Raw genomic sequence first — 25,682 nt, forward strand, 5'->3', positions numbered from 1 at the left:
CAACATAGCGTATCGGGCTCCACCCACAATAGGGGGGAGCGGGTGATGATTCCGAAGTGTGATTGTCGCCGTCGTTTCAGCAATTAACACCATAAAATCCGCGAACGTTAGCCTACGAACGGTTCTGGATTACGGTTTATCGGGCGCTTTGCGGTATAACCTTCGCGGATGACCAATATTGCCGTACAGCATTTCGACGCTGATTAACCCGCTCTCCACGCAGTATTCAAGGTAGCGTCGTCCCGTGGTTTTGCTGATCCCCACGTTATCCACCACCTCTTCAACCGACATTGCGTTGTCGGGACGCTCGGCGAACAGGCGTTTAATCCGTTCCAGCGTTTGGGGCTCAATGCCCTTCGTCGACGGCGCAATGGAGGCTTCTGCAGCAGGCAGGTTAAACAGGCGATCCAGCGCATGCTGATCGACAACCTTCACCTGCTGCACGGTGTGGATGAAGCGCATAAAGCGCTCCAGCGAGGCGTGCAGGCGCTGGAAAAAGACGGGCTTAATCAGGTAGTCAAACGCGCCGCTGCGCATGGCGTGGCTGCAGGTCTGCATATCGCTGGCGGCGGTGATGAAGATCACCGAGCATTCGTAGCTTTTCAGCAGCGGGTTATCGATGAGCTCCACGCCTTTACCGTCCGGGAGATAGTTGTCCAGCAGGATAAGCCGCGGCTGATGCTGACGAATCAGGCTGCACGCCTGCTCAATCGACGCGGCGATGCCCGCCACGCGCAAATGAAAATTTTGCTCAATATACTCGCGATGCAGCTCCGCCAGGTGCGGCTCATCCTCAACGATCACAACGTCAAGTGGTCGGGTCATGCTGTTGCCCATTCGGAATAAACACGGAAAAAATAGTGCCCTGCGGCGTGTTGTCGGCAATCTCAATACTGCCGCCGGCCTTGTCGATATATCCTGCCACCAAAAACAGGCCAATACCGTGTTCGGTGCCCACAATATCGTTTTCGCTGTCCGGTTTGCTGCTGAACCCCTGGCGGAAAATATGCGGCTTCATCGCATCGTCCACCCCACAGCCCCGGTCGGCCACCTCGATCAGCAGCTCCTGGTTACGGTCAGAAATGTAGAGTTCTACCGGCGCGTGGACCGGCGCGTTGAGGGTCGCCTCCACGGCGTTATCCAGCAGATTACCAATAATGGACATCAGCTCCGTTTCACTCAGCGCGGCAGGCATGCGTGTGAGCTGGCAGGCGGGATCAAACAGCAGCTCGATGCCTTTTTCGCGCGCGCTGACGTATTTTCCGAGCAGCAGCCCGCACAGCGCCGGAGAGACAAAATGGGCTGAGACAAAATCCAGCACGCGCTGCGCGCCTTCTGACTGCACCTGGATGTAACGGATCGCCTCGTCATAGTGTTTCATCTGCAGTAACCCGACGAGAGTGGCGGTCCAGTTCAGCTGTTCGTGGCGCATGATGCGCAGGTTATCCGCATAGCGTTTGATTTGGCTAAGCTGGCTGCTGAGCGTGTTAATGTCATTTTTGTCGCGAAAGCTGTACACCCAGCCGCTTTCAACGCCCGGTTCGACCTCAATCGCTACGCGGTTGACGATCACCTCCCGCTGGTTAAGCACCGCAATTTGGTCGTGGCTCCCGCTGCTCACCGAGGCGTAGCGCTGGGATAAAAAGCCCGGCGACGTCTGCAAAATGTCTTCCAGCGGTTTGCCGATAAGGTCTTTCTCACTTTGCCGAATATCCAGCATTTCTCGCGCCGCGCGGTTAATTAGAATCAGCTGCTTCTCGCCGTTGACGGCAAATACCCCTTCGTACATGGCTTCTAATAGCGCGCGTTGCTGCAACACCAGCTGAGCGATATCTTTTGGCTCCAGTCGAAACATCTGTTTTTTGAGATTGCGGGTAAACAGCCAGGAGAAAATAAACAGCAGCAGCAGAAGGCCTGCGCCGTATAACCCGGACTGCCAGAGAATGCGGGCGTTAATGTTGGCAATATACGAGGTCAGATAGCCGACCGAGACAATGCCAATCACCTGATGCTGTGCGTTGAAGATGGGAGCTTTGCTGCGAAGCGACACGCCAATCCCGCCCTGACGCACGGAAATAATGGTTTTACCCTTTAACACCTCCGCATTATCCCCGCCGATCATCGGTAAATTAATACGCTCCGGGGATTCCGAATGATAAAGGTGCTGCTCCCCGGTATCGCCAATCACAATGTAGCTGGCATCGCTTTCGGCGCGCAGGGGCTGAATTAATCGGGCGATGCCGGGGATATCTCTGGCCGTAACCATAGCCGCCAGACCCGGCATCAGCGCGATCTGGCTGGCCTGAACCCGGGCGCGCTGGCCGAGATCGTGATGGAGCTGTCGGTCAATAAAATGAAACAGGATTGTTCCCAGCAGAACTAACAGCAGGCAGGAGAAGCACACCAGCGCTAAAAACAGCTTTACCTGAAAAGAGAGTCTGCGTTTCATTCAACCTGCGCTAGCCCTGTAAAAGAGAGATATTTGCGGAGCCTGACATGTGCCAATAGCGGACGCAATCTGGTGAGAAAAGAGTTGTGACCTGGCTTTTCGTTTTCGGCCTTATAGCCATCAGGATCCCGTGGGGCTATGCTTCATTCAGCACGATAATAATTACAGAGGCAATGTCATGGATAAAGAACTACTGGATGCGGGTTACCGGGCCTATACCGGCGAGAAAATTGACGTTTACTTCAATACCGGGATTTGCAAACACTCGGGTAACTGCGTGCGTGGGAGCGCAAAGCTGTTTAATCTGAAACGTAAGCCGTGGATTATCCCCGATGAAGTGGACGTTGAAACGGTTGTACGCGTGATTGATACCTGCCCGAGCGGTGCGCTGAAGTATCGCCAAAAATAAGCGAGGAACTATGGATATTCTGGAAGGCCATAACAAGTTTTACGTGAATGATGCGAACGGCAATCAGGTCGCGGAGATTGTCTTCGTACCGACCGGCGAGCACCTGAGCATTATCGAGCATACCGATGTGGATGAGAGCCTGAAAGGGCAGGGCGTCGGTAAACAGCTGGTGGCGAAAGTGGTGGAGAAGATGCGCGGCGAGAACCGTAAAATTATTCCGCTGTGCCCGTTCGCGAAACACGAGTTTGATAAAACGCGGGAATATGACGATATTCGGGCGTAACTAACACCGGCGATGGCCGGTGTTTTTTTATCTCACCTGCTCAAACAGCAACACCAACGCGATCAGCACCATCAACCCTCCCGACGCCCTGCTTACCAGACGCGCCGCCTGTGGCCGGGTCGCCAGCACCGCTTTCGAACCATACCCCACCAGCAGGTAGACCAGCGTACAGGTGATGAGGTGCATCACGCCAAGCGCGGACATTTGCATCGCTATCGACCAGCTTCCGGTCGGGTCTGTAAATTGCGGAAGCAGGGCCAGGAACAGTAAAAAAACTTTCGGGTTAAGGCCGCTAATGCAGAGCCCTTTCACCGCCCACTGCGTCCAGTTTCCCGCGTGTTGGGTGGCCTTTTCCGGTGCGGCCGGGTGTCGCAGCAACGTTATGCCAAGCCACAGGAGATACAGGGCTCCCGTCACGGTCAGCCCGGCTAACGCCAGCGGATGTTGAGCAATCAGTACCCCCACGCCAGCCACCACAATCAGCGTGGCTAGCAGATGCCCGGACATCAACCCCATCACCGCCGGTACCACGCGGCGGCCGTTGATCCCGGCGCTAATGGCGTAGGCCCAGTCGGCGCCCGGGGTCATGATGAGCAGAAAAGAAACCACCCAAAAGCCGGCCACAATACTCATTTCCATCGTCCTGAAAACTCCCGCAGTGCGTTATACGTTGCGAAAAAGAATATCGCTAACCCTGCGAAATAGGCTTTCAATGTTATGCTCATAACACGGTAAAAATGAGAAAATCTTCCACATGGATAGCATCGATCGAAAAATTCTTGCTGAGCTGCAGTCTGACGGCCGCCTGTCGCTTACCGAGCTGGCTGAGCGGGTGAACCTGAGCCTTTCGCCGTGCCATCGTCGCGTGCGGGCGCTGGAGCAAAGCGGGGCCATAACGGGATACCGGGCCAGCCTCGACCCCGCCAAAATGGGGTTTAACTTCCTGGCGATAGTGTTCGCGACGCTGAAGGAGGGTGACCGCAAGGCGGTTAGCGCGTTTGAAGCGGCGGTGGAGGAAATTCCGCAGATCGTGCTGGCACAGCGCCTATTTGGCGATCCCGATTATCTGATGCACGTCGTGACCCGCGACCTGTCGGCTTTCCAGAAGCTCTACGACGAGAAGCTCTCCGCCATGCCTGGCGTGCAGCATCTTCGCTCAACGCTTGTCATGAAAACGGTGGTGCAGGACAGGCCTTTTCCGCTGTAAGCAGCAGGCCAAAACTGAATGGCCTGCCCGGCAGAGCGCCGGGCAGGAAAGGGGATTAGCCGACAAACATCACCGACACGCACAGCACGCCGACGATCAGCGTCAGCAGGTTGCCAATGGAACGGTACTGTTTCAGCGACGGGATCAGATACGTCGACAGCGTCGGCATGATAAACAGGATCATGGCGATAAGCGGGCCGCTGATGGCGTAAATCATCGAAATGGCGTTCGGGTTAATGCAGCAGACGGCAAAGGTGATTAACGACACCCCCATAATGGAAATCGCGCGGTTAAAGGCGCGGCTCTTTTTCACGCCCACCTGATTGAGCGATGACTTCACGATCTCCGTCGCCCCTTCAATCACTCCAAAATAGGTGCCGAGGAACGACTTCGACATCGCAATAATCGCCACGATAATTCCGGAAATGCCCAGCCACGCCGGTGAAGAAGGCATCATCGACAGCGCGGACAGGATCGTTACCCCTTGCTCTTTGGCGGCCACAATGTACGACGGCGGAATAGAGAGCAGGCAGCTGAAGACAAAGAACAGCACGCTCAGGCAGATAATCAGGTACGCCACCTTCATGATTTTCTTGCATTTATCCATGGCGCCGTCGGCAAACTTCTCACGACGGTCAACGGCAAACGTTGAGATAATCGGGGTATGGCTGAACGCAAACACCATCACCGGAATCGAAATCCATACCTGATGCAGGGTGTGACGATCGACGGCCATCTGGCTGGTCAGCAGCGAGGGTTGCCAGCTGCCGATGAGATAGAGCGAGACAAACAGGAAATAGGCGATCAGCGGAAACACCAGGAAGCCCATCACTTTTATCGTGATATGGCGTCCCATCAGGAAGATCAGATTCAGAACCAGCACCACCCCCAGGCTGACCAGCACGCGAACGGCGGTATCCACCGTCAGGTGTTTTGCCAGTTGTTCCGTGAGCGAGTTGGTGATGGCCACGGCATAAATCTGCACCACCACAAAGAAGGCGATGAAATAGAGCGTGGTGATCAGATTGCCAATCTTCCTGCCGTAGTAGTGCGAGACGGCGCCGGTGATCCCTTCATTGCCTTTTGTTTTTGACGACAGGATAAATTGCGCCAGCGCTCTGTGCGGCCAGTAGGTTAAGGGGTAGGCCACAAGGGCGGTAATAAACAGGACAATAGCGCCTGCGGAGCCCAGCTGAATGGGCAAGAACAGCGTTCCTGCGCCCACGGCCGTGCCATAGAGAGCGAAACTCCAGAGAGTCTCATCTTTTGACCAAATTTTCGACATTAGAGCAACGTATCAACTATCAAACCATCGGAATGGAGTGTAATTTACCATAGTTATGCACATAGAGCGCAGTTGCTTCGAAGGCGTTTGGCCGGAACGAGCGTCCGGCCAGAGGCGGTTTAGCCTGCCAGGGCGCGCCGTTGCTGGCGACGCTTAAGAAATTTCTCGCGCAGGTTATCGTACGCCCAGTTATAGAACATGGTGTACGGCAGGAAGAACAGGAAGAAACCTATCTCAAGTGTGAATGCCTGAAGCAGGGTGACGCCAAGCACTGCGGCGACAATCGACACGCCAATCACAATAAACCCGCATTCGAACCCCAGCGCATGCAGCGCACGCACTTTTGCCGTACGTTTGACGCGCTGAACCGGCCAGAAACGGTCGAAGCCGAAGTTATAAATAATGTTCCACAGCATGGCGGTGGTGGCCAGAATAATGGTCAACCCACCCATCTCCACCACGGAACGCTGCATGAGCCACGCCGCCGTAGGGGCGAGGATCGCCGTTGCAATCCCTTCAAAACAGACAGCATGAAAGATCCGCTCCGGCAGTTTACGTTGGAGTGCATCCTGATGTTGCATAGTCATAGACCTCATTAATTCACCGGTATGGGCGTTGATGCTGCCTATTTTCATCGCTAAAGATGATATGTTAAAGATAGTATCCATCGTAAAAATAGATAGGTTATGCGCTATTCACCGGAAGCCCTTAATGCGTTTGTCGAGACCGTTGCGGCGGGCTCTTTTTCTGCCGCCGCACGCCGGCTGCGTAAAAGCCAGTCGACGATCAGCACGTCCATTGCCAATCTTGAGGCCGATCTGGGTTTCGAGCTGTTTGACCGCTCGGCGCGCCAGCCGGTGTTAACGGTCCAGGGAGAACAGGTGCTGGGCTACGTGCAGGCCATCCTGGCCGCCAGCACGCGGCTGGACGAGCTGGCGGTGTCGCTAACGGCGCAAACGGAGGCGCGTCTGACGTTTGTCCTTTCCGATACCCTCAACCCGGACGTGCTGGAAGATATGATGAAACAGTTTGACGCGTGTTTTCCCCATACGGAATTCGAATGTCTGATTGGTGAGGAAGAGGACGTGATCGATCTGCTGCAAAAGGAGCGAGCGCAGGTTGGCCTGACGGAGGCGCGAGACGGTTACCCTACGGATATTGGCGTCACCCGCCTGCCGATGCAGACCCGCATGGCGATCTATGTTGCGACCACGCATCCGCTGGCCGGACAACATGACGTCCAGCGTGACGAACTGCACGGATGGCGCGAGCTGCGGCTGAGCACCTATCTTGAGCGCGAGGCTGAGATCGCGCGCGGGCCCGTCTGGTCAGCACCGAATTACCTGTTACTCTTGAGTATGGCGGTACAGGGATTTGGCTGGTGCGTATTGCCCTGTGCGCTGGTGGATGAATTTGCCGCCGCGAAATCCCTGGTACAGCTTGATGTTCCCGGCTGGCCGCGGGCGATCGGCATCGATCTGCTGTGGAATAAACGATCCCCTCCCGGCGTTGCCGGAAGCTGGCTGCGGCAGTATCTGCAGGATGCGCGCTGATCCTTGTGATTAAACTCACTATTTTTAAACATTTAAGATAATTGCCAGTAACAATCCTCTACTATCGTCATGTCATTTAACACAGAGGTCGTGATGAAAGATGTCGTAATAGTGGGTGCGTTGCGTACAGCTATCGGCTGTTTTCAGGGAGCGCTTGCGCGTCACTCGGCGGTTGACCTGGGGAGCGTAGTGGTTAAAGCGCTGGTGGAACGTAGCGGGATCGCAGCACATGAAGTTGATGAGGTGATTCTGGGACAGGTTCTCACGGCCGGTGCCGGGCAAAACCCTGCGCGTCAGGCGGCGCTGAAGGGCGGGTTGCCCAATACCGTCTCCGCCATCACCATTAACGACGTCTGTGGCTCAGGATTAAAAGCGCTGCATCTTGCTACGCAAGCCATTCAGTGTGGTGAGGCGGATGTGATCATTGCCGGCGGGCAGGAGAATATGAGCCGCGCGCCGCACGTGTTGACCGACAGCCGTACCGGCGCACAGCTGGGCAACAGTCAGCTGCTCGACAGCCTGGTGCATGACGGGCTGTGGGATGCGTTCAATGACTACCATATGGGCGTGACGGCGGAAAACCTGGCGCGCGAGTACGGCATCAGCCGTGAGGTGCAGGATGCCTATGCGCTAAGCTCGCAGCAAAAAGCGCGTGCGGCGATTGATTCCGGCCGTTTTCGCGACGAAATTGTCCCGGTCAGCACGCAGCGTCAGAGCGGCGAGCCTGTCGTCGTGGATACCGATGAACAGCCGCGCACCGACGCCAGCGCGGAAGGCCTGGCGAGGCTGAATCCCGCGTTTGAAATGCAGGGCTCGGTGACGGCGGGAAATGCCTCTTCCATTAACGACGGCGCTGCCGCCGTCATGATGATGAGCGAAAGCAAAGCCCTTGAACTCGATCTCCCCGTGCTGGCCCGCATTAAGGCGTTCGCCAGCGTGGGGGTTGATCCTGCGTTAATGGGGATCGCGCCGGTCTATGCGACACGCCGCTGTCTGGAACGCGCGGGGTGGCAGCTTTCGGATGTGGATCTGATCGAAGTGAACGAAGCCTATGCCGCGCAGGCGATCTCCGTCGGAAAAATGCTGGAGTGGGATCCCCTGCGGGTCAACGTTAACGGCGGCGCGATCGCGCTGGGTCATCCTATCGGCGCGTCCGGCTGCCGGATCCTGGTTTCGCTGGTCCACGAAATGAAAAAGCGCAACGCCCGGAAAGGGATTGCCACACTCTGTATAGGCGGCGGGCAAGGGGTGGCGCTGGCCATCGAACGCTAACCTCTCCTTATTGAAAATGACCTCCTCCGGGAGGTTTTTTTTCGTGTTCTTTTTCTCCCTGCGGCTTAAATGTGATCCGAACATCATTTTCGTTATAAACAAAAATAAAAATGAAACGTTGTTTTAAATATAATTGAAAAGCCCGCTTTATGCCGATAGTATGTGTTCATTATGAAAAACGGAACGCTGTTTCGTTTATTTCCGCCTTCGGGCATGACCACATCTGGAGGTTACCGTGGACGTCAGAGAAAGCATCCACAGTGCGCACGCCAAAACGCTGGATACTCAGGGGCTGCGCAATGCATTTTTAGTCGAGCAGGTATTCGAGGCCGACAGGTACACCATGGTTTACAGCCATATCGACCGCATTATTGTGGGCGGAATTATGCCCGTCACGAACAGCGTCTCCGTGGGCGGTGAGGTCGGTAAACAGCTGGGCGTGAGCTATTTCCTCGAGCGTCGCGAGCTGGGGGTGATTAACATCGGCGGGCCGGGCACCATCACCGTAGACGGACAGTGCTATGAGATTGGCCATCGCGAGGCGCTGTACGTTGGGAAAGGGGCGAAAGACGTGGTCTTTGCCAGCATCGACGGCAGTAAGCCTGCGAAGTTTTACTACAACTGTGCACCGGCACACAGCACCTACCCAACCAAAAAAGTGACCACGGCAGACGTCGCACCCGTGACGCTGGGCGACAACCTCACCAGCAACCGCCGCACCATCAATAAATACTTCGTGCCGGACGTGCTGGAGACCTGCCAGCTCAGCATGGGATTGACCGAACTGGCGCCGGGCAACCTGTGGAACACCATGCCGTGCCATACCCACGAACGCCGCATGGAAGTCTACTTCTACTTCAATATGGATGATGACGCCTGCGTGTTCCACATGATGGGACAGCCGCAGGAAACGCGCCATATCGTGATGCACAACGAGCAGGCGGTGATTTCACCGAGCTGGTCTATTCACTCCGGCGTAGGGACGAAAGCCTACACCTTTATCTGGGGAATGGTGGGCGAAAACCAGGTCTTTGATGATATGGACCATGTTGCGGTCGGCGATCTGCGCTAGTCGCGGGCAGTGAAGCATAAACCTGCCTGTGAGTGACAGGCTCTGAAAGAGTAAGGAATAAACATGATTCTGGATGCATTCTCTCTGCAGGGGAAAGTGGCTGTGGTTTCCGGGTGCGACACCGGGCTGGGTCAGGGGATGGCGTTAGGGCTGGCGGAAGCGGGCTGCGATATCGTCGGGATTAATATCGTTGAACCGACTGACACCATCGAACGCGTGACGGCCCTGGGCCGCCGTTTCCTGAGCCTGACCGCTGACCTGCGTAAAATCGATGCCATTCCTGAACTGCTGGACCGCGCGGTGGCTGAATTCGGTCATATCGACATTCTGGTGAACAACGCCGGGCTGATCCGCCGCGAAGACGCGATCAGCTTCAGCGAGCGCGACTGGGACGACGTGATGGATTTGAACATCAAGAGCGTATTTTTTATGTCCCAGGCGGCGGCGAAGCATTTTATTGCGCAGGGGAAAGGCGGCAAGATCGTTAATATTGCCTCTATGCTCTCGTTCCAGGGCGGCATTCGCGTGCCGTCTTACACCGCGTCCAAAAGCGCCGTAATGGGCGTGACCCGCCTGCTGGCGAACGAATGGGCGAAACATAATATCAATGTGAATGCGATTGCGCCGGGCTACATGGCGACCAACAACACGCAGCAGCTTCGCGCAGACGAAGAGCGCAGCGCGGCGATCCTGGAGCGTATTCCTGCGGGACGCTGGGGCCTGCCGAGCGATCTGATGGGGCCGATTGTCTTCCTGGCCTCCCCGGCGTCGGATTACATCAACGGTTACACCGTGGCTGTAGACGGCGGCTGGCTGGCGCGTTAATTCCACCTGTATTAAGAACCTCTGCCCCTGGGCGGAGGTTTTTTTTGCGCAAAAATTGGCTTAGTCCATATCGCTAAAGATGAAAAATCCATACTGAAAAATCATAAATGACGGCAATCACACTTTTATTGCTTAAATATTAGATGATTAGTAAAAATACGTGATTATTCGCCACGAGTTGAAATTGTAATGTCCATCACAGAACCGTATGCCGTAGCGGAATAATCCATAACTTCGCGATTTCCAGCCTGACACTTTTCCTCGCTTTCTCGTAATTTCAGTTAACGAATTTTGCTGTTGAGGCAGGAAAAATATGACATCTATAAATGACTCTACCCTAATGCCCGCTGCGCTGCGTGACACCCGGCGCATGAATCAGTTTGTCTCCATTGCCGCCGCCGTGGCGGGCCTGTTGTTTGGACTGGACATCGGCGTCATTGCCGGCGCATTACCGTTTATTACCGATCACTTTACCCTCAGTAACCGTCTGCAGGAGTGGGTGGTGAGCAGCATGATGCTCGGCGCGGCCATCGGCGCGCTGTTTAACGGCTGGCTGTCGTTCCGCCTGGGGCGCAAATACAGCCTGATGGTCGGGGCAATCCTGTTCGTCGCGGGTTCGATCGGCTCCGCGTTTGCGACAAACGTAGAAGTGCTGCTGCTCTCCCGCGTGCTGCTGGGCGTAGCGGTGGGGATTGCCTCCTACACCGCGCCGCTTTATCTCTCCGAAATGGCGAGCGAGAACGTGCGCGGCAAGATGATCAGCATGTATCAGCTGATGGTCACGCTGGGTATTGTGCTGGCGTTCCTGTCTGACACCTACTTCAGCTACAGCGGCAACTGGCGCGCGATGCTGGGCGTGCTGGCCTTACCGGCGCTGGTGCTGATCGTCCTGGTGGTTTTCCTGCCAAACAGTCCGCGCTGGCTGGCGCAAAAAGGGCGCCACGTGGAGGCAGAAGAGGTCCTGCGCATGCTGCGCGATACCTCGGAAAAAGCGCGCGAAGAGCTGAACGAGATCCGCGAAAGCCTGAAGCTGAAGCAGGGGGGCTGGGCGCTGTTTAAGATCAACCGCAACGTGCGCCGTGCGGTCTTCCTCGGCATGCTGCTGCAGGCGATGCAGCAGTTTACCGGGATGAACATCATCATGTACTACGCGCCGCGCATTTTTAAAATGGCCGGGTTTACCACTACGGAACAGCAGATGATCGCGACTCTGGTGGTCGGGCTGACCTTTATGTTCGCCACGTTCATTGCGGTATTCACCGTGGACAAAGCCGGGCGTAAACCGGCGCTGAAAATCGGCTTCAGCGTGATGGCGATCGGCACGCTGATCCTCGGCTACTGCCTGATGCAGTTTGATAACGGCACGGCCTCAAGCGGGCTTTCCTGGCTTTCTGTCGGGATGACCATGATGTGTATCGCAGGTTACGCGATGAGCGCCGCGCCCGTGGTGTGGATCCTGTGTTCCGAAATTCAGCCGCTTAAATGCCGTGACTTTGGCATCACCTGTTCTACGACCACCAACTGGGTGTCGAACATGATCATCGGCGCGACGTTCCTGACGCTGCTGGATTCAATTGGTGCTGCCGGAACCTTCTGGCTCTACACGGTGTTGAACGTCGCGTTTATTGGCGTCACGTTCTGGCTAATCCCGGAAACCAAAGGCGTGACGCTGGAACACATCGAACGCAGGCTGATGGCAGGGGAGAAACTGCGTAACATCGGTGTGTGATTCTTTTTCCTAACCGAAGGTTTTAATACTTACCGAAACTGAAAAGGAAAAGGTGGCTTAATCACAATAATAATGTGATTAAGCTCACTACTAACTCTGGTAGGGAGTAGACAGCGAGAGGTATCTGGCATTAGGATTTTTCTTATGTTGTTGTATTATCGGGCCACCGCTATCAATTGTGAAAAGATGCGTTGCATCCGGAAAAAGAAGAATCACTATGTCAGAGATGGATTTCAAAAAAAGTACGGACCTCGACTTTCCCCGTTATACCGCCCCGGCTTTAAGCGAAAAAGAGATAGATCTTCTGGGACTCTTTGCGCTCCTTCTGGCGGCGAAAAAACGTATCGCCACCATTATCTTTGCTTTCGCGTTGGCGGGGCTGGCCCTTTCATTTTTACTGCCGCAGCACTGGACCAGTAAAGCGGTGATCACCCCGGCAGAACAGCTGCAGTGGAACCCGCTGCATCAAATGATGGTGACGTTACAGGTACTTGATGTGGACGTGAAGATTACCCGTCCGCAACTCTTTGACCTGTTTATTAAAAAGTTCCAGTCACAGTCATTGTTCGAAGAGTACATGACGACCTCTCCTTACGTGATATCGCTGTTGAATGGGGCCGAGGTTGATCCCATAGAATTGCATCGTGCGATAGACAACATTTCAGACCGACTGAAAGCGGTGAATAACGTTCAGGCAAAAGACGTGGATAACGCACCTTATGTTTCATGGACATTAAGCTTCTCAGCTCCGACAGCCGAAGATGCGCAAGCCGTCCTGTCGGGATATATCGGTCATATCGCGGCTATTGTTGAAAAAGAGACGGTGCAGAATATTCGCAACCAGATCGCCCTGAAAACGAAGGTGGTTGAGCAGCAGCTGGAACTGGATCGTGTCCGTCTGACCAATGTTCACAATGCCAACCTGCAGCGACTGAATTATTCGCTGGAAGTGGCAAATGCCGCAGGCATCAAAAAGCCGGTTTACAGCAACGGGCAGGCCGTAAAAGATGACCCGGACTACTCCGTTGCGCTCGGCGCTGACGGGATCGCGCAAAAGCTGCAGATTGAAAAAAATCTGAAGGACGTGACCGAGCTGAATGCAGAGTTCCAGAACCGTGAATACCACCTCGCACAGCTGAAAAAGCTCTCCTTTTCCGATGTTAAACTTGAGCCATTCAGGTATCAGCTTTCGCCTTCCATGCCGGTGAAAAAGGATGGCCCGAGCAAGGCTCTGATTGTCCTTCTGGCGGCGCTCATGGGGGGCCTGTTTGCCTGCGGTAGCGTTTTGCTGCGCGAGGCGATGCTCACCCGTGCTCCGAAGCCAGAGCCGGTGACGGAATAAATTCTGAAGTTTAAAAAGGCGCTGAATAGAGCGCCTTTTTTTATGGGCATCGGTTGTGTTAAAAAAAGAGACCAAAGATAAGGAGGGATGATGAAAACGATCGGCCTGTTAGGTGGAATGAGCTGGGAATCGACAATCCCTTATTATCGCCTGATTAACGAAGGGGTAAAGCAGCGACTGGGTGGTCTGCACTCCGCAAGCCTGCTGCTGCACAGCGTTGATTTCCATGAAATCGAAGCCTGCCAGTCGAGCGGTGAGTGGGATAAAGCCGGGGAGATCCTGGCCCAGGCTGCGCTGGGGCTGGAACGCGCCGGCGCCGAGGGGATAGTGCTTTGTACCAATACCATGCACAAAGTGGCGTCGCACATTGAGGACCGCTGCTCGCTGCCGTTTCTGCATATCGCGGACGCGACCGGGCGTGCGATTGCGGCCTCCGGGATGCGCCGCGTAGCGCTTTTGGGTACACGCTACACCATGGAACAGGATTTTTATCGCGGACGTTTGCACGGTGAATTCGGGATCGAAAGCCTGATCCCTGATGAAGAGGATCGGGCGCGCATCAATCAGATTATCTTTGACGAGCTCTGCCTTGGTACCTTCAGCGATTCTTCCCGCGCGTATTACGTCAGCGTCATTGATAAACTCGCGCAGCAGGGGGCCGAAGGGGTGATATTCGGCTGCACCGAGATCGGTTTACTGGTGCCCGTCGAGCAAAGCCCTGTCCCGGTATTTGATACCGCCGCCATACATGCGGCGGATGTCGTGGCGTTTATGCTGTCATAACGGGTTTTGCAGGTCAGGTAAGCGAAGCGCCACCTGACGCGCGTGCTCTGTTAAGTGTTCGGTGAACGCGTCCACCAGCGCGGAAGCCGGACGGTGCAGCGGGCGGATCAGGCTCACGGTGAACGGGACGGACACGCTAAAGCGGCGGATGACGATCCCGCCTCCGGCATAGTCCAGCGCCGTGAGCGGATTCACCACCGCGACGCCGACGCCTGCACGCACCATCGCGCAAATCGAAGCCGCGCTGTGCGTTTCCACCACCATTCGCCGTTTGACCTGATGCTCGGCAAACAGCGTATCCAGCAGCTGTCTGTAGCTGTCGGTTTGCGACAGGCTAATGTAGTTTTCCCCGTGAAAATCCTCCGGTGTGAGCACCGCCTTACCGGCAAGCCGATGCCCGGCGGGCAGAACGCACACTTCATCTAACGAGAGCAACTCCGTGCGCGCCGTTCCCGCTGGCGTGGAGAGGGTTTCGGTCAGGCCTAAATCATGGCGCTGAGCCGAAAGCCACTCTTCAAGCAGGGGGGATTCCTGAGGCACGATGGTGAGGTTGACCTCCGGGTATCGGGCCAGGAAGGGTTGCAGCAGCATCGGCAAAAAAGATTGCGAAAAGACGGGCAGGCAGACGATCGACAGCTCGCCCTGGCGAAACTCGCGCAGGCTTTCCGCAGCGCTCACTATTCTGTCCAGCCCGTACCAGGAGCGCTGAACTTCCTCGAACAGGCGTAGCCCTTGCACCGTCGGGTGAAGCCTGCCCCGGGTGCGTTCGAACAGCTTCAGCCCCAGCACTTTCTCGAAGCGCGCCAGCTCGCGGCTCACCGTCGGCTGCGAGGTATGCAGCATCTGTGCGGCTTCGGTGAGATTGCCGGTAGTCATCACGGCGTGAAAAATCTCGATGTGGCGTAAATTGACGGCGGGCATAGGGCACCTGAAAGCAGATTACTGTCCATATCATTTTTGCATAGACTCGCGATAAAACGATATTTTTTATTCTCTTCGCGCTGTGGCGTAATCATCAAAACGCATTTATCCGGAGAAGACCATGCCACGCCCGCTGAACCAGACTGATACCGATTTGAACGCCGACAACCTGCTGCGCCTGCCCGCCGAGTTTGGCTGCCCGGTGTGGGTCTACGACGCGCAGATCGTTCGCGAGAAGATCGCCGCCCTGCATCAGTTTGACGTGGTGCGTTTTGCCCAGAAGGCCTGCTCTAATATCCATATTCTGCGCCTGATGCGTGAGCAGGGCGTGAAGGTCGACTCCGTCTCACTGGGCGAAATCGAGCGCGCGCTGGCGGCGGGATTCGATCCGAAAGCTGACGGCGACGCGATCGTCTTTACCGCCGATGTGATCGACGATGCGACGCTTGCGCGCGTCCACGAACTGAAGATCCCGGTAAATGCCGGTTCTGTGGATATGCTGGAGCAGCTGGGTCAGGTTTCTCCCGGCCATCGCGTCTGGCTGCGGGTGAATCCGGGCTTTGGTCATGGGCACAGCCAAAAAACCAATACCGGCGGCGAAAACAGCAAGCACGGGATCTGGTATGCCGATATGCCTGCCGCGCTGGAAGTATTACAGCGCTACAATCTGAAGCTGGTGGGTATTCATATGCACATTGGCTCTGGCGTCGATTACGGCCACCTGGAGCAGGTGTGCGGCGCGATGGTGCGCCAGGTTGTCGACTTCGGTCAGGATCTGGAGGCGATCTCTGCCGGTGGCGGTCTATCCATTCCCTATCGCGAAGGGGAAGAGGCGATCGATACCGATCACTATTACGGTCTGTGGAGCGCCGCGCGCGATCAAATTGCCGCGCATCTTGGTCACGCGGTGAAGCTGGAAATTGAGCCGGGTCGTTTCCTGGTGGCGGAAGCCGGTGTGCTGGTTTCACAGGTGCGCAGCGTGAAAGAGATGGGGTCTCGGCACTTCGTATTGATTGACGCAGGCTTTAACGATCTGATGCGTCCGTCCATGTATGGCAGCTATCACCACATTACCGCCCTGGCTGCCGACGGCCGCGATTTAACGCAGGCGCCGCGGGTTGAGACGGTCGTTGCAGGGCCGCTGTGCGAATCGGGTGACGTGTTCACTCAGCAGGAAGGCGGCAAAGTGGAGACTCGCGCGCTGCCAGAGGTCAAACCGGGTGATTATCTTGTGCTGCATGATACCGGTGCCTACGGGGCGTCGATGTCATCTAACTACAACAGCCGCCCGCTGCTGCCGGAAGTGCTGTTTGATAACGGCAAGGCACGGCTGATCCGTCGTCGCCAGACCATTCAGGAACTGCTGGCTTTAGAACTCATCTGATTAAAGTACGGCCCCGTCGTGACCGAATCGCGTAAGACCAGCGTGCCGGTAAACGGCGGGATGGCATCGACCGGCTGGTTTTTTGCCAGCCGGATCGCCTGATCGATGGCCGTGACAATCATATTGTCGATGGGCAGATAAACCGACGAGAGCGCAGGCTCCAGCCATTTCGCGCTTGGGGCATCGTCAAAGCCGAACAGCGAAATATCCTGCGGAATTTTAAGCCCCGCCTGGTGTAACGCTTTGGACGCACCCAGCGCCATATCGTCGTTACAGGCAAACAGGGCGCTAAACGGCACGCCGTCGGCAATCAGCTCCTTGCACAGCTCGTATCCCCGCGTCATTCCCGCATCGCCGTACTTTATCCGACGTTCGTCCAGGCGGATGCCGTGCTTTTCCAGCGCCTTGCGATAGCCCATCAGCCTCGCTTTCCCGGTTGGGGTATGGATCGGCACGGTGATACAGGCGATCTCCCGGTGTCCCTGGCCGATCAGGTAATCCACGGCCTTAAACGCCGCATCCTGCTGTTCGAAGAACACGCAGCGATCCGGCGCCTGGCTCACTTCACGGTTAATGACCACCAGCGGCGTTTTCACGGTGTCCATCAGTTTGACGATCGCTTTCTCGCTCATATAGCGCGTGTAAAGCACGATGGCATCGCACTGGCGATCGGCCAGCATCTGTACCGCCTGTTCTTCCTGTTCCGGCGCGTCGTGACCATCGGTGACGATCAGCTGTTTCCCGTGGGTTTCGGTCTGCCGCGACGCCTGCTGGAGAAGGCGGCCAAAGTAAAAGCCGTCGAAGGTGGAGACGACCAGACCAATGCTGTTGCTGGTCTGGTTAGCCAGTGAACGCGCGAGAAAGTTCGGGCGATAGCCCAGCTCTTCCATCGCCGCAAACACCTGCTGACGCGTACTCTCTTTAACCTGACCTGTGCCGTTCAGCACGCGCGAGACGGTAGCCTTCGACACGCCCGCACGCAGTGAGACATCCAGCATTGTTGCCATTCTACATTCCTGCTTCCACGTAATGGTCTGCAGTTTAACACAGACCTCAGGGCGTATAAGCGATGCGGGAAGCGCAAAAACTCCGCCACGATCACGCTTTTTAGTAACGATGCGTCTGGCCTGCCTGAAGTAAAACTAAATAGTCTGAGTCTGGTAAAATAATCGCCGAACCGGGCCGGAGCTACAGGCCAGCAGATACATGAGAAAACGCAGGTGAAACGTGAAAAAGAGTGTCATTCTCCCGCTTTACCAGGCACCGCACTATGCGGAGCAGGTCACCGACTGGCTCTGTCAGGCCTTTGGCGAAGGGCTCCCTCGGGAATTTTTCCACAGCATCGTTGAGCACAGCCAGACGCCGGGAGCATTACCGCTGACTTTTATCGCCGTAGAAGACGAACAGCTTCTTGGTACGGTAGGGCTCTGGCGCTGCGATTTGATCACCCGTCAGGATCTCTTTCCGTGGCTGGCGGCGCTCTACGTCGACGACGCGGCGCGAGGTAAGGGGCTGGCAGGACGGTTACAGCAGCACGTTATTACCTGGGCGGCACAGGCGGGATATGAAGAACTGCACCTCTGGTCTGCCTGCCGCGACTTTTACGAACGTTACGGCTGGCAGTATATCGGTGATGGGCTGGAATACCCCAACACGCGGGTTCACCTCTACCGCTATTCGCTCTGCGCTTCCGCAGGTGAGGCAACGGAGTGACGGCGAACCAGCGTCGGGCTAAACAGATGCGTAATATCCGGCGGCTGGCGCTGTTCAGCCAGCGCTAACGCCAGCTCGGCGGCCTGCGTGGCCATGGTGATAATCGGGTAGCGCACGGTGGTCAGACGCGGGCGCACGTAGCGAGAGACCAGCACGTCATCGAAGCCAATCAGCGAAATTTCTGCCGGTACCTCAATCCCGTTGTCATTCAACACCCCCATTGCCCCAGCGGCCATAGAGTCGTTATAGCTGGCAACCGCCGTGAAATTCCGTCCGCGACCCAGCAGCTCGGTCATGGCCTGCTCACCGCCGCTCTCATCCGGTTCACCGTAGGCAACCAGGCGATCGTTACACGGCAGTCCGTTTTCGCGCAGGGCATCGTAGTAGCCCTGCAGGCGGTCTTCTGCATCAGAAATCGGGTGATTTGAGCAGAGATAGCCAATCCGGGTGTGGCCCTGTTGAATCAGATGACGGGTCGCAAGCCACGCGCCGTAGCGGTCGTCGAGCGCCACGCAGCGTTTTTCAAACCCGGGAATAATGCGGTTGATAATGACCATTCCGGGGATCTGCTTCATCAGATGAATCAGTTCGGCATCCGGGATCATTTTGGCGTGAACCACCAGCGCCGCGCAGCGGTGGCGGATCAGCTGCTCAATGGCCTGGCGTTCTTTTAGCTCATTATGATAGCCATTGCCGATCAGCAAAAAATTACCTGTCTGATAAGAAACCTGTTCAACGGCTTTCACCATCGCGCCGAAAAAGGGATCGGAGACATCGCCTACCACCAGACCAATGGTTTCTGTGGACTGCTGGGCGAGCGCGCGGGCATTGGCATTGGGATGATAGTTCAGGGATTCCATGGCGTTTTGTACCGCCTGGCGTGATGCGTCACTGGCTTTCGGTGAGTCGTTAATCACGCGGGAGACGGTTGCCACCGACACACCTGCCAGACGGGCCACATCCTTTATTGTCGCCATTCATTACCTTCTTATTGGGGGTAAGCGTTTACACACCAAATAGTGTTGCGGAAAAGCGGCGCGCATTCAAGGGGAGCGGATTTCCGCTCTCCACAAACGTGACGCAGCACAACCCTGGTAGTGTAATCGTTACACGCGCAGTCGTGTCTGAAAAATGTCATTCTGAACCTTTGGTTACACTTTGCCTCAGGCTGTTGCGATTGTCCGATAGCGAGGACGTTAAAGAGGTTGATACAGTTGAGATCCCAGAGGTATTGATTGGTGAGAATTCTTAGTACGGTTTCGTACTCATCTCTTGCACCAACCTGCGCGGATGCGCAGGTTTTTTTTCGCCTCCACTTTTGCTGTCGCTCCCATATCACTTCTCGTGTAATCTGCCACCATTTACTATCAACCCTCCACACTGGCTGGCAAAGGGAGTTGAGATGCTATTTGGGTTCTTTCGTACACTATTCCGTATTCTCTTTCGCATCCGCGTTACTGGCGATGCCCAGGCGCTTCGCGGCGAACGCGTTCTTATCACACCAAATCATGTTTCCTTTATAGATGGCATCCTGCTGGCGCTGTTTCTGCCCGTGCGCCCGGTGTTTGCGGTCTATACCTCCATTAGCCAGCAGTGGTACATGCGCTGGCTCACGCCGCTGATTGATTTTGTGCCGCTCGACCCGACAAAGCCGATGATGATTAAGCATCTGGTGCGTCTGGTCGAGCAGGGGCGTCCGGTGGTCATTTTCCCGGAAGGGCGGATTTCAGTGACCGGTTCGCTGATGAAAATCTACGACGGCGCGGGGTTTGTCGCGGCGAAGTCAAAAGCGACCGTGGTGCCGCTGCGCATTGAAGGCGCAGAGCTGAGCCATTTCAGCCGCCTGAAGGGGCTGGTGAAGCAGCGTCTGTTCCCAAAAATCACGCTGCATATTCTGCCGCCAACGTCGCTACCGATGCCCGACGCACCGCGTGCCCGCGATCGCCGTAAAATCGCCGGGGAAATGCTGCACCAGATTATGATGGAAGCGCGCATGGCCGTGCGCCCGCGCGAAACGCTGTACGAATCTCTACTTTCCGCGCAGCACCGCTATGGCGCGAAGAAAAACTGCATCGAAGACATCAACTTTACCCCGGATACCTATCGCAAGCTGTTGACCAAGACCCTGTTTGTGGGCCGCATTCTGGAGAAGTACAGCAAGAAGGGCGAAAAGATTGGCCTGATGCTGCCTAACGCAGGCATCAGCGCGGCGGTGATTTTTGGTGCGGTTTCCCGGGGGCGCATCCCGGCAATGATGAACTACACGGCGGGGGTGAAAGGGCTGACCAGCGCCATCACCGCAGCCCAGATTAATACCGTCTTTACCTCTCGTCAGTTCCTGGACAAAGGCAAGCTGTGGCATCTTCCCGAGCAGCTCACCCAGGTACGCTGGGTCTTCCTGGAAGATCTGAAAGCGGACGTGACCACCGGCGACAAGCTGTGGATTTTTGCTCACCTGCTGATGCCGCGTCTGGCGCAGGTCAAACAGCAGCCGGAAGATGATGCGATTATCCTCTTCACGTCGGGATCGGAGGGCAACCCGAAAGGCGTCGTCCACAGCCACAAGAGCATTCTGGCGAACGTTGAGCAGATTAAAAGCATTGCCGACTTTACCGCGGATGACCGTTTTATGTCGGCGCTGCCGCTGTTCCACTCCTTTGGCCTGACGGTGGGGCTGTTTACGCCGCTGCTGACCGGCGCAGAAGTGTTCCTCTATCCAAGCCCGCTGCATTACCGCATTGTGCCGGAGCTGGTGTATGACCGTAACTGCACCGTCCTGTTCGGCACCTCGACCTTCCTGGGCCACTATGCGCGTTTCGCCAATCCGTATGACTTCTATCGCGTGCGGTATGTGGTGGCCGGTGCGGAAAAACTGCAGGAGAGCACGCGGCAGATTTGGCAGGACAAGTTCGGTCTGCGCATTCTCGAAGGTTATGGCGTTACCGAGTGTGCTCCCGTGGTCTCGATTAACGTACCGATGGCGGCGAAGCCGGGGACGGTGGGCCGAATTCTGCCGGGAATGGATGCGCGTCTGCTGGCCGTGCCGGGCATTGAGGACGGTGGCCGTCTGCAGCTGAAAGGGCCAAACGTGATGAACGGTTACCTGCGCGTGGAAAACCCAGGCGTGCTGGAGGTGCCGACGGCGGAAAACGTCAACGGCGAGGTTGAAACCGGCTGGTACGACACCGGTGATATTGTCCGTTTTGATGAACAAGGCTTTGTACAGATTCAGGGACGCGCGAAACGCTTCGCCAAAATCGCCGGTGAAATGGTCTCTCTGGAAATGGTTGAGCAGCTGGCGACGGCCGTGTCCGCGGACAAGATGCATGCGACGGTGGTGAAGAGCGATGCCAGCAAAGGCGAGGCGCTGGTGCTGTTTACGACCGACGCTGAGCTTAAGCGCGACAGGTTACTGAGCCACGCGCGTGAACACGGTATCCCTGAACTGGCCGTGCCGCGCGATATTCGCTTCCTGAAGCAGCTCCCGGTGCTGGGTAGCGGGAAGCCCGATTTCGTGACCCTGAAAGGTATGGTAGAAGAGGCGGAACAGCAAAATGCGTGAGTCAGTACACACTAACACATCGCTCAGGTCGAAAGGCATGATGGCCGTCATCGCCGCACAGTTTCTCTCTGCGTTCGGTGATAACGCGCTGCTGTTTGCCACTCTGGCGCTGCTGAAAGCCGAGTTTTACCCCGACTGGAGCCAGCCGATCCTGCAGATGGTGTTTGTGGGCGCTTACATTATCTTTGCTCCGTTCGTAGGGCAGGTGGCGGACAGTTTCCCCAAAGGCCGGGTGATGATGTTTGCGAACGGTCTCAAGCTGCTGGGTGCCGCCAGCATTTGCTTTGGCTTCAATCCGTTTATTGGCTACACGCTGGTGGGCATTGGCGCTGCCGCCTACTCCCCGGCGAAGTATGGCATTCTCGGAGAGCTGACCACGGGCGATAAGCTGGTGAAAGCCAACGGCCTGATGGAGTCGTCAACCATTGCGGCTATCCTGCTCGGATCCGTTGCGGGCGGCGTACTGGCCGACTGGCATGTCCTGGCGGCACTGGGCGTATGCGCGGCGGTGTATGGCGGCGCGGTCGTGGCGAACCTGTTTATTCCCAAACTGCCGGTGGCTCGCCCGGGGCAATCCTGGCGCTTTAAGCCGATGACCGGCAGTTTCTTTACCGCCTGTCGCGTGCTTTGGCGTAACGGTGAAACGCGTTTCTCCCTGATGGGAACCAGTATGTTCTGGGGAGCGGGCGTCACGCTGCGCTTCCTGCTGGTGCTGTGGGTGCCCGTGGCGCTGGGGATTACTGACAACGCGACGCCGACCTATCTGAATGCGATGGTGGCCATCGGCATTGTGGTGGGGGCCGGCGCGGCAGCGAAGCTGGTGACGCTCGAGACGGTAGCACGCTGCATGCCCGCAGGGATCCTGATTGGCGTCGTGGTGCTGATTTTCTCGCTGCAACATGCATTATTGCCTGCGTATGTCCTCCTCATTCTGATTGGTATTCTGGGCGGTTTCTTCGTGGTGCCGCTGAACGCGTTGCTGCAGGAGCGTGGCAAACAGACCGTCGGGGCCGGGAATGCCATCGCCGTACAAAACCTGGGCGAAAACCTGGCGATGCTGATAATGCTGGGGCTCTACTCGCTGGCGGTAAAAGTGGGTGTGCCGGTGGTGGGGATTGGCGTAGGGTTTGGTGGGCTGTTTGCGCTGGCGATTGCGGGATTATGGATCTGGCAGCGTCGGCGTTGATAAGTGTGGCCTGATGCCCTCACCCCGGCCCTCTCCCACAGGGAGAGGGAGCAAACCCTAAAAACGGCAACGCGCGTTGCCGTTTTGCTTTTATTACGGTGCAGGGTATGTGTATACCTGATGCACCGCTTCAATCTCCGCTAACACCTCTTCACTCAGGTTCAGATGGAAACTCTCAATATTGGTTTTCAGCTGTTCCATCGTGGTCGCGCCCAGCAGGGTGCTGGCAACAAACGGCTGACGACGCACGAAGGCCAGCGCCATCTGCGCAGGGTCAAGACCGTGACGCTTTGCGATATCCACATAGGCTGCAACGGCTTTCTGCGTCTGCTCGCCGCTGTAGCGGGTAAAGCGGCTAAAGAGGGTATTTCGTGCCCCGGCCGGCTTCGCGCCGTTCAGGTATTTCCCCGTCAGCGTGCCAAAGCCGAGACAGGAATAGGCGAGCAGTTCCACTTCTTCATATTGCGTCACTTCGGCCAGACCCACCTCATAGCTACGGTTAAGCAGGCTGTAAGGGTTCTGGATGGTGACGATACGCGGCAGATCGTGTTTATCTGCAAGGTGCAGATAGCGCATTACGCCAAAGGCCGTTTCGTTAGAGACGCCAATGTAGCGAATTTTTCCCGCGCGCTGGCACTCGGTCAGCGCTTCCAGCGTTTCCAGCAGCGTTACGGCGGGGGCGCTCTCATTCCAGCTGTAGCCGAGCTTACCAAAGCAGTTGGTTGGGCGCTGCGGCCAGTGCACCTGATACAGGTCGAGGTAGTCGGTTTGCAGGCGCTTCAGGCTGGCGTCCAGTGCGGCGCGGATATTCTTGCGATCGAGGATCTGATTCGGGCGGATCCCGGTATCGTTGTTGCGCGCGGGACCGCTGACTTTTGAGGCAATCACCAGCTTTTCACGGTTGCCGTGTTTTGCCAGCCAGTTACCGACGTAGGTTTCGGTAAGCCCCTGCGTTTCCGGACGTGGCGGAACAGGGTACATCTCCGCGACATCAATCAGGTTAATCCCCTGGCTGACCGCGTAATCGAGTTGTGCATGGGCATCGGCTTCGCTGTTTTGTTCACCAAATGTCATCGTGCCCAACCCCAGTTGGCTTATTTCCAGAGCGCTGTGGGGGATACGGTGATAATGCATAGCCGGCTTCCTCAGTAGACTTATAGACCGCGTCAGGGCGTGCCCGACAAAGGAATATAAACATGGCAGAGGGGAAGCAAAAGGGGAAGAAAAAAATCAAAAAGGCCAGCAAGCGACTGACCTCTCTTTGTTTATCGCTCGATAATTTGCGATACTTCGTCGCGATTGATCTGCATTTTATTGCCTTCCTGGTCGCGGTAGCTGACCAGACCGGTATCATCGTCGACTTCGGGTTTGCCGTCGGTCAGGATCATTCGACCGTCTTTTGTCGCCATAACGTAATCGCTGCTACAGCCCGATACGGCAAACGCTAAACCGACTGCTGAAACTAACACTGCCCATTTTTTCATCGTTATCGTCCTCATCTGGCGCGTATCAAATCATAATCTAGTTTTAACCCGATATGGCGACTTGAGGAAGCGGTAAAATCTTAAAAAGCAGTCGATTATGTTTGAGAGCTCGCAAAATAAGTAAAAAACTATGTTTTTAACAGGAAATGACGTGCCAGGAGTGCGCCGGTGAAATTCTTTTTGAGATAAAAACCGCGCGGCAACGTCAGTATCGGCTCGCCCCGCGCGCCGATTGCCTCGGTAAGCGCTTTACTGTTGGCCGCTTTCGGGCGCAGTTGTAATACTTCTCCGTGTCGGGCGGTGATGCGCTCTACCTGCCCAAGCACAATCATGTCCATCAGCTCCTCCCAGTCCAGCCGCAGCTGATGCTCTTCATCTTCGTTCGGGCTCCAGAGCAGCGGCGCGCCAACGCGACGCTCAGCCAGGGGGATCTGACGCTCACCTTCAACCGGTACCCACAACACGCGCTTCAGCTTGTGGCGAACGTGGCTGGTTTCCCACGTCACGCCGGTGTTGCCGGTTAATGGCGCAACGCAGACGAAGGTGGTCTCAAGGGGCTTGCCCTGGCGGTCTACAGGGATGGTTTTTAACTCCACGCCAAGTGCTGCAAAATCCTGCTCGGGTTTGCTCCCTGCGCTGGCGCCCAGCCACAGCTCAAGCAGCATGCCGATCCAGCCTTTATCCCGCTTGAGATCCTTCGGGATCTGAAGCCCGGCCATTGCCGCCAGCTCGCCAAGCGAAAAGCCTGCCAGTCGCTGTGCCTGCTGGAGCAACTGGCCCTCGCTGGACGGCGGTGAGAGCAAGGGTGTAAGCGGATGCATGAAGATAACCTTTTGATTAAAAAACGAACGAAGAAATTGTCCCCTGTGGATAGAGTTTAACTATTTCTGTACCAATATTCCATGTCTATGATTTATAGGTTTTTTTATGGGTTTAAAATCGTTCCATCTGTGTCATAAAACAGGTTGTTCAAATCTGGTCACTGACAATGAACAGGATCTTACACCATGTTATCCACAGAAAAATGGGATAACTGGGCATAACCCTGACTACTGTTTCAATTTACAGCCTTGACGTGCGATGAAAATCGAATTTTCAAACAAATTGTGACTAACTTATTGGCACAATCTGTGGATAAAACCGACGCTGTTCGATCTTTCATCAGCACGACGATCCCTGATGTGACGATCGTCACGCTATTCTGTTTTATGTTCATGGTAATG

At 55.9% G+C, this 25,682-nt stretch carries 25 protein-coding genes; 14 read left to right on the forward strand and 11 right to left on the reverse strand.

Annotation, left to right across the window (positions count from 1 at the left end):
- Positions 1-129 precede the first annotated feature (129 nt).
- Together AB8846_RS06930 and AB8846_RS06935 are read right to left on the reverse strand one after the other, a co-directional pair.
- Positions 130-825, reverse strand: coding sequence for a response regulator (locus AB8846_RS06930; protein WP_370732370.1), 696 nt, complete (start codon positions 823-825; stop codon positions 130-132).
- Positions 809-2,449, reverse strand: a complete 1,641-nt coding sequence (locus AB8846_RS06935; RefSeq protein WP_370732371.1) for an ATP-binding protein — start codon at positions 2,447-2,449, stop codon at positions 809-811. The genes AB8846_RS06930 and AB8846_RS06935 overlap by 17 nt, the downstream gene beginning before the upstream one ends.
- Before the next feature lie 178 nt (positions 2,450-2,627).
- On the opposite strand from AB8846_RS06935, the gene yjdI reads away from it, so the two are divergent.
- Both yjdI and AB8846_RS06945 read left to right on the forward strand, forming a co-directional pair.
- Positions 2,628-2,858, forward strand: coding sequence for a 4Fe-4S mono-cluster protein YjdI (gene yjdI, locus AB8846_RS06940; protein WP_008499689.1), 231 nt, complete (start codon positions 2,628-2,630; stop codon positions 2,856-2,858).
- Between the two features lie 10 nt (positions 2,859-2,868).
- A complete protein-coding gene (locus tag AB8846_RS06945; protein ID WP_008499687.1) occupies positions 2,869-3,141 on the forward strand; it encodes a GNAT family N-acetyltransferase in 273 nt (90 codons plus the stop codon).
- Between the two features lie 27 nt (positions 3,142-3,168).
- On the opposite strand, the gene AB8846_RS06950 is transcribed toward AB8846_RS06945, so the two are convergent.
- Complete coding sequence (locus AB8846_RS06950) at positions 3,169-3,780, reverse strand: LysE family translocator (protein WP_370732372.1); 612 nt, start codon at positions 3,778-3,780, stop codon at positions 3,169-3,171.
- A gap of 115 nt (positions 3,781-3,895) precedes the next feature.
- On the opposite strand from AB8846_RS06950, the gene AB8846_RS06955 reads away from it, so the two are divergent.
- Entirely contained in the window at positions 3,896-4,348 is a 453-nt protein-coding gene (locus AB8846_RS06955; RefSeq protein WP_029742214.1) for an Lrp/AsnC family transcriptional regulator, read from the forward strand.
- Between the two features lie 55 nt (positions 4,349-4,403).
- On the opposite strand, the gene AB8846_RS06960 is transcribed toward AB8846_RS06955, so the two are convergent.
- Positions 4,404-5,633: an amino acid permease gene (locus AB8846_RS06960; RefSeq protein WP_023309066.1), complete on the reverse strand. Its 1,230-nt coding sequence runs from the start codon at positions 5,631-5,633 to the stop codon at positions 4,404-4,406.
- Between the two features lie 119 nt (positions 5,634-5,752).
- Complete coding sequence (locus AB8846_RS06965) at positions 5,753-6,214, reverse strand: multidrug/biocide efflux PACE transporter (protein WP_047072221.1); 462 nt, start codon at positions 6,212-6,214, stop codon at positions 5,753-5,755.
- A 105-nt stretch (positions 6,215-6,319) separates the two neighbouring features.
- On the opposite strand from AB8846_RS06965, the gene AB8846_RS06970 reads away from it, so the two are divergent.
- The 7 genes from AB8846_RS06970 (at position 6,320) to AB8846_RS07000 (ending at position 14,209) form a co-directional block, all read left to right on the forward strand.
- Complete coding sequence (locus AB8846_RS06970; protein ID WP_370732373.1) at positions 6,320-7,186, forward strand: LysR family transcriptional regulator; 867 nt, start codon at positions 6,320-6,322, stop codon at positions 7,184-7,186.
- 93 nt (positions 7,187-7,279) lie between these two features.
- Entirely contained in the window at positions 7,280-8,458 is a 1,179-nt protein-coding gene (locus AB8846_RS06975) for an acetyl-CoA C-acetyltransferase (RefSeq protein WP_023333286.1), read from the forward strand.
- A 235-nt stretch (positions 8,459-8,693) separates the two neighbouring features.
- Positions 8,694-9,530, forward strand: coding sequence for a 5-dehydro-4-deoxy-D-glucuronate isomerase (kduI, locus tag AB8846_RS06980; RefSeq protein WP_370732374.1), 837 nt, complete (start codon positions 8,694-8,696; stop codon positions 9,528-9,530).
- Between the two features lie 63 nt (positions 9,531-9,593).
- Positions 9,594-10,355: a 2-dehydro-3-deoxy-D-gluconate 5-dehydrogenase KduD gene (gene kduD / locus AB8846_RS06985; RefSeq protein WP_063144684.1), complete on the forward strand. Its 762-nt coding sequence runs from the start codon at positions 9,594-9,596 to the stop codon at positions 10,353-10,355.
- A gap of 313 nt (positions 10,356-10,668) precedes the next feature.
- Positions 10,669-12,084, forward strand: coding sequence for a sugar porter family MFS transporter (locus AB8846_RS06990; protein WP_370732375.1), 1,416 nt, complete (start codon positions 10,669-10,671; stop codon positions 12,082-12,084).
- Positions 12,085-12,301: 217 nt separating this feature from the next.
- Positions 12,302-13,426, forward strand: coding sequence for an LPS O-antigen length regulator Wzz(fepE) (gene wzz(fepE) / locus AB8846_RS06995; protein ID WP_370732376.1), 1,125 nt, complete (start codon positions 12,302-12,304; stop codon positions 13,424-13,426).
- 90 nt (positions 13,427-13,516) lie between these two features.
- Entirely contained in the window at positions 13,517-14,209 is a 693-nt protein-coding gene (locus AB8846_RS07000; protein WP_370732491.1) for an aspartate/glutamate racemase, read from the forward strand.
- Here the strand turns inward: AB8846_RS07000 and AB8846_RS07005 are convergent.
- Positions 14,204-15,130, reverse strand: a complete 927-nt coding sequence (locus AB8846_RS07005; RefSeq protein ID WP_370732377.1) for a LysR family transcriptional regulator — start codon at positions 15,128-15,130, stop codon at positions 14,204-14,206. The two genes, AB8846_RS07000 and AB8846_RS07005, sit on opposite strands and share 6 nt — an antisense overlap.
- Positions 15,131-15,251: 121 nt before the next feature.
- Here AB8846_RS07005 and lysA point away from each other — a divergent pair, with 121 nt between their 5' ends.
- Positions 15,252-16,514 carry a diaminopimelate decarboxylase gene (lysA, locus tag AB8846_RS07010; protein WP_370732378.1) on the forward strand — a complete coding sequence of 421 codons (1,263 nt, stop codon included), beginning with the start codon at positions 15,252-15,254 and terminating at the stop codon, positions 16,512-16,514.
- Here lysA and AB8846_RS07015 read toward each other — a convergent pair.
- Positions 16,484-17,521, reverse strand: a complete 1,038-nt coding sequence (locus AB8846_RS07015) for a LacI family DNA-binding transcriptional regulator (protein ID WP_370732379.1) — start codon at positions 17,519-17,521, stop codon at positions 16,484-16,486. The genes lysA and AB8846_RS07015 overlap by 31 nt on opposite strands.
- A 220-nt stretch (positions 17,522-17,741) precedes the next feature.
- On the opposite strand from AB8846_RS07015, the gene AB8846_RS07020 reads away from it, so the two are divergent.
- Entirely contained in the window at positions 17,742-18,227 is a 486-nt protein-coding gene (locus AB8846_RS07020) for a GNAT family N-acetyltransferase (RefSeq protein ID WP_370732380.1), read from the forward strand.
- On the opposite strand, the gene galR is transcribed toward AB8846_RS07020, so the two are convergent.
- Positions 18,188-19,204 (reverse strand): HTH-type transcriptional regulator GalR, encoded by a 1,017-nt coding sequence (gene galR / locus AB8846_RS07025; RefSeq protein WP_063144692.1) that lies wholly within the window; start codon positions 19,202-19,204, stop codon positions 18,188-18,190. The two genes, AB8846_RS07020 and galR, sit on opposite strands and share 40 nt — an antisense overlap.
- 425 nt (positions 19,205-19,629) lie before the next feature.
- Between galR and aas the strand changes: the two genes are divergently transcribed.
- Together aas and lplT are read left to right on the forward strand one after the other, a co-directional pair.
- Positions 19,630-21,789, forward strand: coding sequence for a bifunctional acyl-ACP--phospholipid O-acyltransferase/long-chain-fatty-acid--ACP ligase (gene aas, locus AB8846_RS07030; RefSeq protein WP_370732381.1), 2,160 nt, complete (start codon positions 19,630-19,632; stop codon positions 21,787-21,789).
- Positions 21,782-22,975, forward strand: coding sequence for a lysophospholipid transporter LplT (gene lplT / locus AB8846_RS07035; RefSeq protein WP_370732382.1), 1,194 nt, complete (start codon positions 21,782-21,784; stop codon positions 22,973-22,975). Before aas ends, lplT begins: the two co-directional genes overlap by 8 nt.
- 93 nt (positions 22,976-23,068) lie before the next feature.
- Here lplT and AB8846_RS07040 read toward each other — a convergent pair whose 3' ends face one another.
- The 3 genes from AB8846_RS07040 to mutH all read right to left on the reverse strand — a co-directional run bounded on the left by AB8846_RS07040 (position 23,069) and on the right by mutH (position 25,280).
- Complete coding sequence (locus AB8846_RS07040) at positions 23,069-24,109, reverse strand: NADP(H)-dependent aldo-keto reductase (RefSeq protein WP_038417288.1); 1,041 nt, start codon at positions 24,107-24,109, stop codon at positions 23,069-23,071.
- A 131-nt stretch (positions 24,110-24,240) separates the two neighbouring features.
- Positions 24,241-24,459, reverse strand: a complete 219-nt coding sequence (locus AB8846_RS07045; RefSeq protein ID WP_008499668.1) for a YgdI/YgdR family lipoprotein — start codon at positions 24,457-24,459, stop codon at positions 24,241-24,243.
- Positions 24,460-24,587: 128 nt separating this feature from the next.
- Complete coding sequence (gene mutH / locus AB8846_RS07050; RefSeq protein ID WP_370732383.1) at positions 24,588-25,280, reverse strand: DNA mismatch repair endonuclease MutH; 693 nt, start codon at positions 25,278-25,280, stop codon at positions 24,588-24,590.
- Positions 25,281-25,682: the final 402 nt, after the last annotated feature.

The organism is Enterobacter sp. KB-221C9 (assembly GCF_041320715.1).
In the GTDB taxonomy this organism is placed as follows: domain Bacteria; phylum Pseudomonadota; class Gammaproteobacteria; order Enterobacterales; family Enterobacteriaceae; genus Enterobacter; species Enterobacter asburiae_D.

Bases quoted from the DNA above. Each gene is read 5' to 3' on its own strand.
- AB8846_RS06930 (WP_370732370.1), bottom strand. From the start codon at position 825: ATGACCCGACCACTTGACGTTGTGATCGTTGAGGATGAGCCGCACCTG.
- AB8846_RS06935 (WP_370732371.1), bottom strand. From the start codon at position 2,449: ATGAAACGCAGACTCTCTTTTCAGGTAAAGCTGTTTTTAGCGCTGGTG.
- yjdI (WP_008499689.1), top strand. From the start codon at position 2,628: ATGGATAAAGAACTACTGGATGCGGGTTACCGGGCCTATACCGGCGAG.
- AB8846_RS06945 (WP_008499687.1), top strand. From the start codon at position 2,869: ATGGATATTCTGGAAGGCCATAACAAGTTTTACGTGAATGATGCGAAC.
- AB8846_RS06950 (WP_370732372.1), bottom strand. From the start codon at position 3,780: ATGGAAATGAGTATTGTGGCCGGCTTTTGGGTGGTTTCTTTTCTGCTC.
- AB8846_RS06955 (WP_029742214.1), top strand. From the start codon at position 3,896: ATGGATAGCATCGATCGAAAAATTCTTGCTGAGCTGCAGTCTGACGGC.
- AB8846_RS06960 (WP_023309066.1), bottom strand. From the start codon at position 5,633: ATGTCGAAAATTTGGTCAAAAGATGAGACTCTCTGGAGTTTCGCTCTC.
- AB8846_RS06965 (WP_047072221.1), bottom strand. From the start codon at position 6,214: ATGCAACATCAGGATGCACTCCAACGTAAACTGCCGGAGCGGATCTTT.
- AB8846_RS06970 (WP_370732373.1), top strand. From the start codon at position 6,320: ATGCGCTATTCACCGGAAGCCCTTAATGCGTTTGTCGAGACCGTTGCG.
- AB8846_RS06975 (WP_023333286.1), top strand. From the start codon at position 7,280: ATGAAAGATGTCGTAATAGTGGGTGCGTTGCGTACAGCTATCGGCTGT.
- kduD (WP_063144684.1), top strand. From the start codon at position 9,594: ATGATTCTGGATGCATTCTCTCTGCAGGGGAAAGTGGCTGTGGTTTCC.
- AB8846_RS06990 (WP_370732375.1), top strand. From the start codon at position 10,669: ATGACATCTATAAATGACTCTACCCTAATGCCCGCTGCGCTGCGTGAC.
- AB8846_RS07000 (WP_370732491.1), top strand. From the start codon at position 13,517: ATGAAAACGATCGGCCTGTTAGGTGGAATGAGCTGGGAATCGACAATC.
- AB8846_RS07005 (WP_370732377.1), bottom strand. From the start codon at position 15,130: ATGCCCGCCGTCAATTTACGCCACATCGAGATTTTTCACGCCGTGATG.
- lysA (WP_370732378.1), top strand. From the start codon at position 15,252: ATGCCACGCCCGCTGAACCAGACTGATACCGATTTGAACGCCGACAAC.
- AB8846_RS07015 (WP_370732379.1), bottom strand. From the start codon at position 17,521: ATGGCAACAATGCTGGATGTCTCACTGCGTGCGGGCGTGTCGAAGGCT.
- galR (WP_063144692.1), bottom strand. From the start codon at position 19,204: ATGGCGACAATAAAGGATGTGGCCCGTCTGGCAGGTGTGTCGGTGGCA.
- aas (WP_370732381.1), top strand. From the start codon at position 19,630: ATGCTATTTGGGTTCTTTCGTACACTATTCCGTATTCTCTTTCGCATC.
- lplT (WP_370732382.1), top strand. From the start codon at position 21,782: ATGCGTGAGTCAGTACACACTAACACATCGCTCAGGTCGAAAGGCATG.
- AB8846_RS07040 (WP_038417288.1), bottom strand. From the start codon at position 24,109: ATGCATTATCACCGTATCCCCCACAGCGCTCTGGAAATAAGCCAACTG.
- AB8846_RS07045 (WP_008499668.1), bottom strand. From the start codon at position 24,459: ATGAAAAAATGGGCAGTGTTAGTTTCAGCAGTCGGTTTAGCGTTTGCC.
- mutH (WP_370732383.1), bottom strand. From the start codon at position 25,280: ATGCATCCGCTTACACCCTTGCTCTCACCGCCGTCCAGCGAGGGCCAG.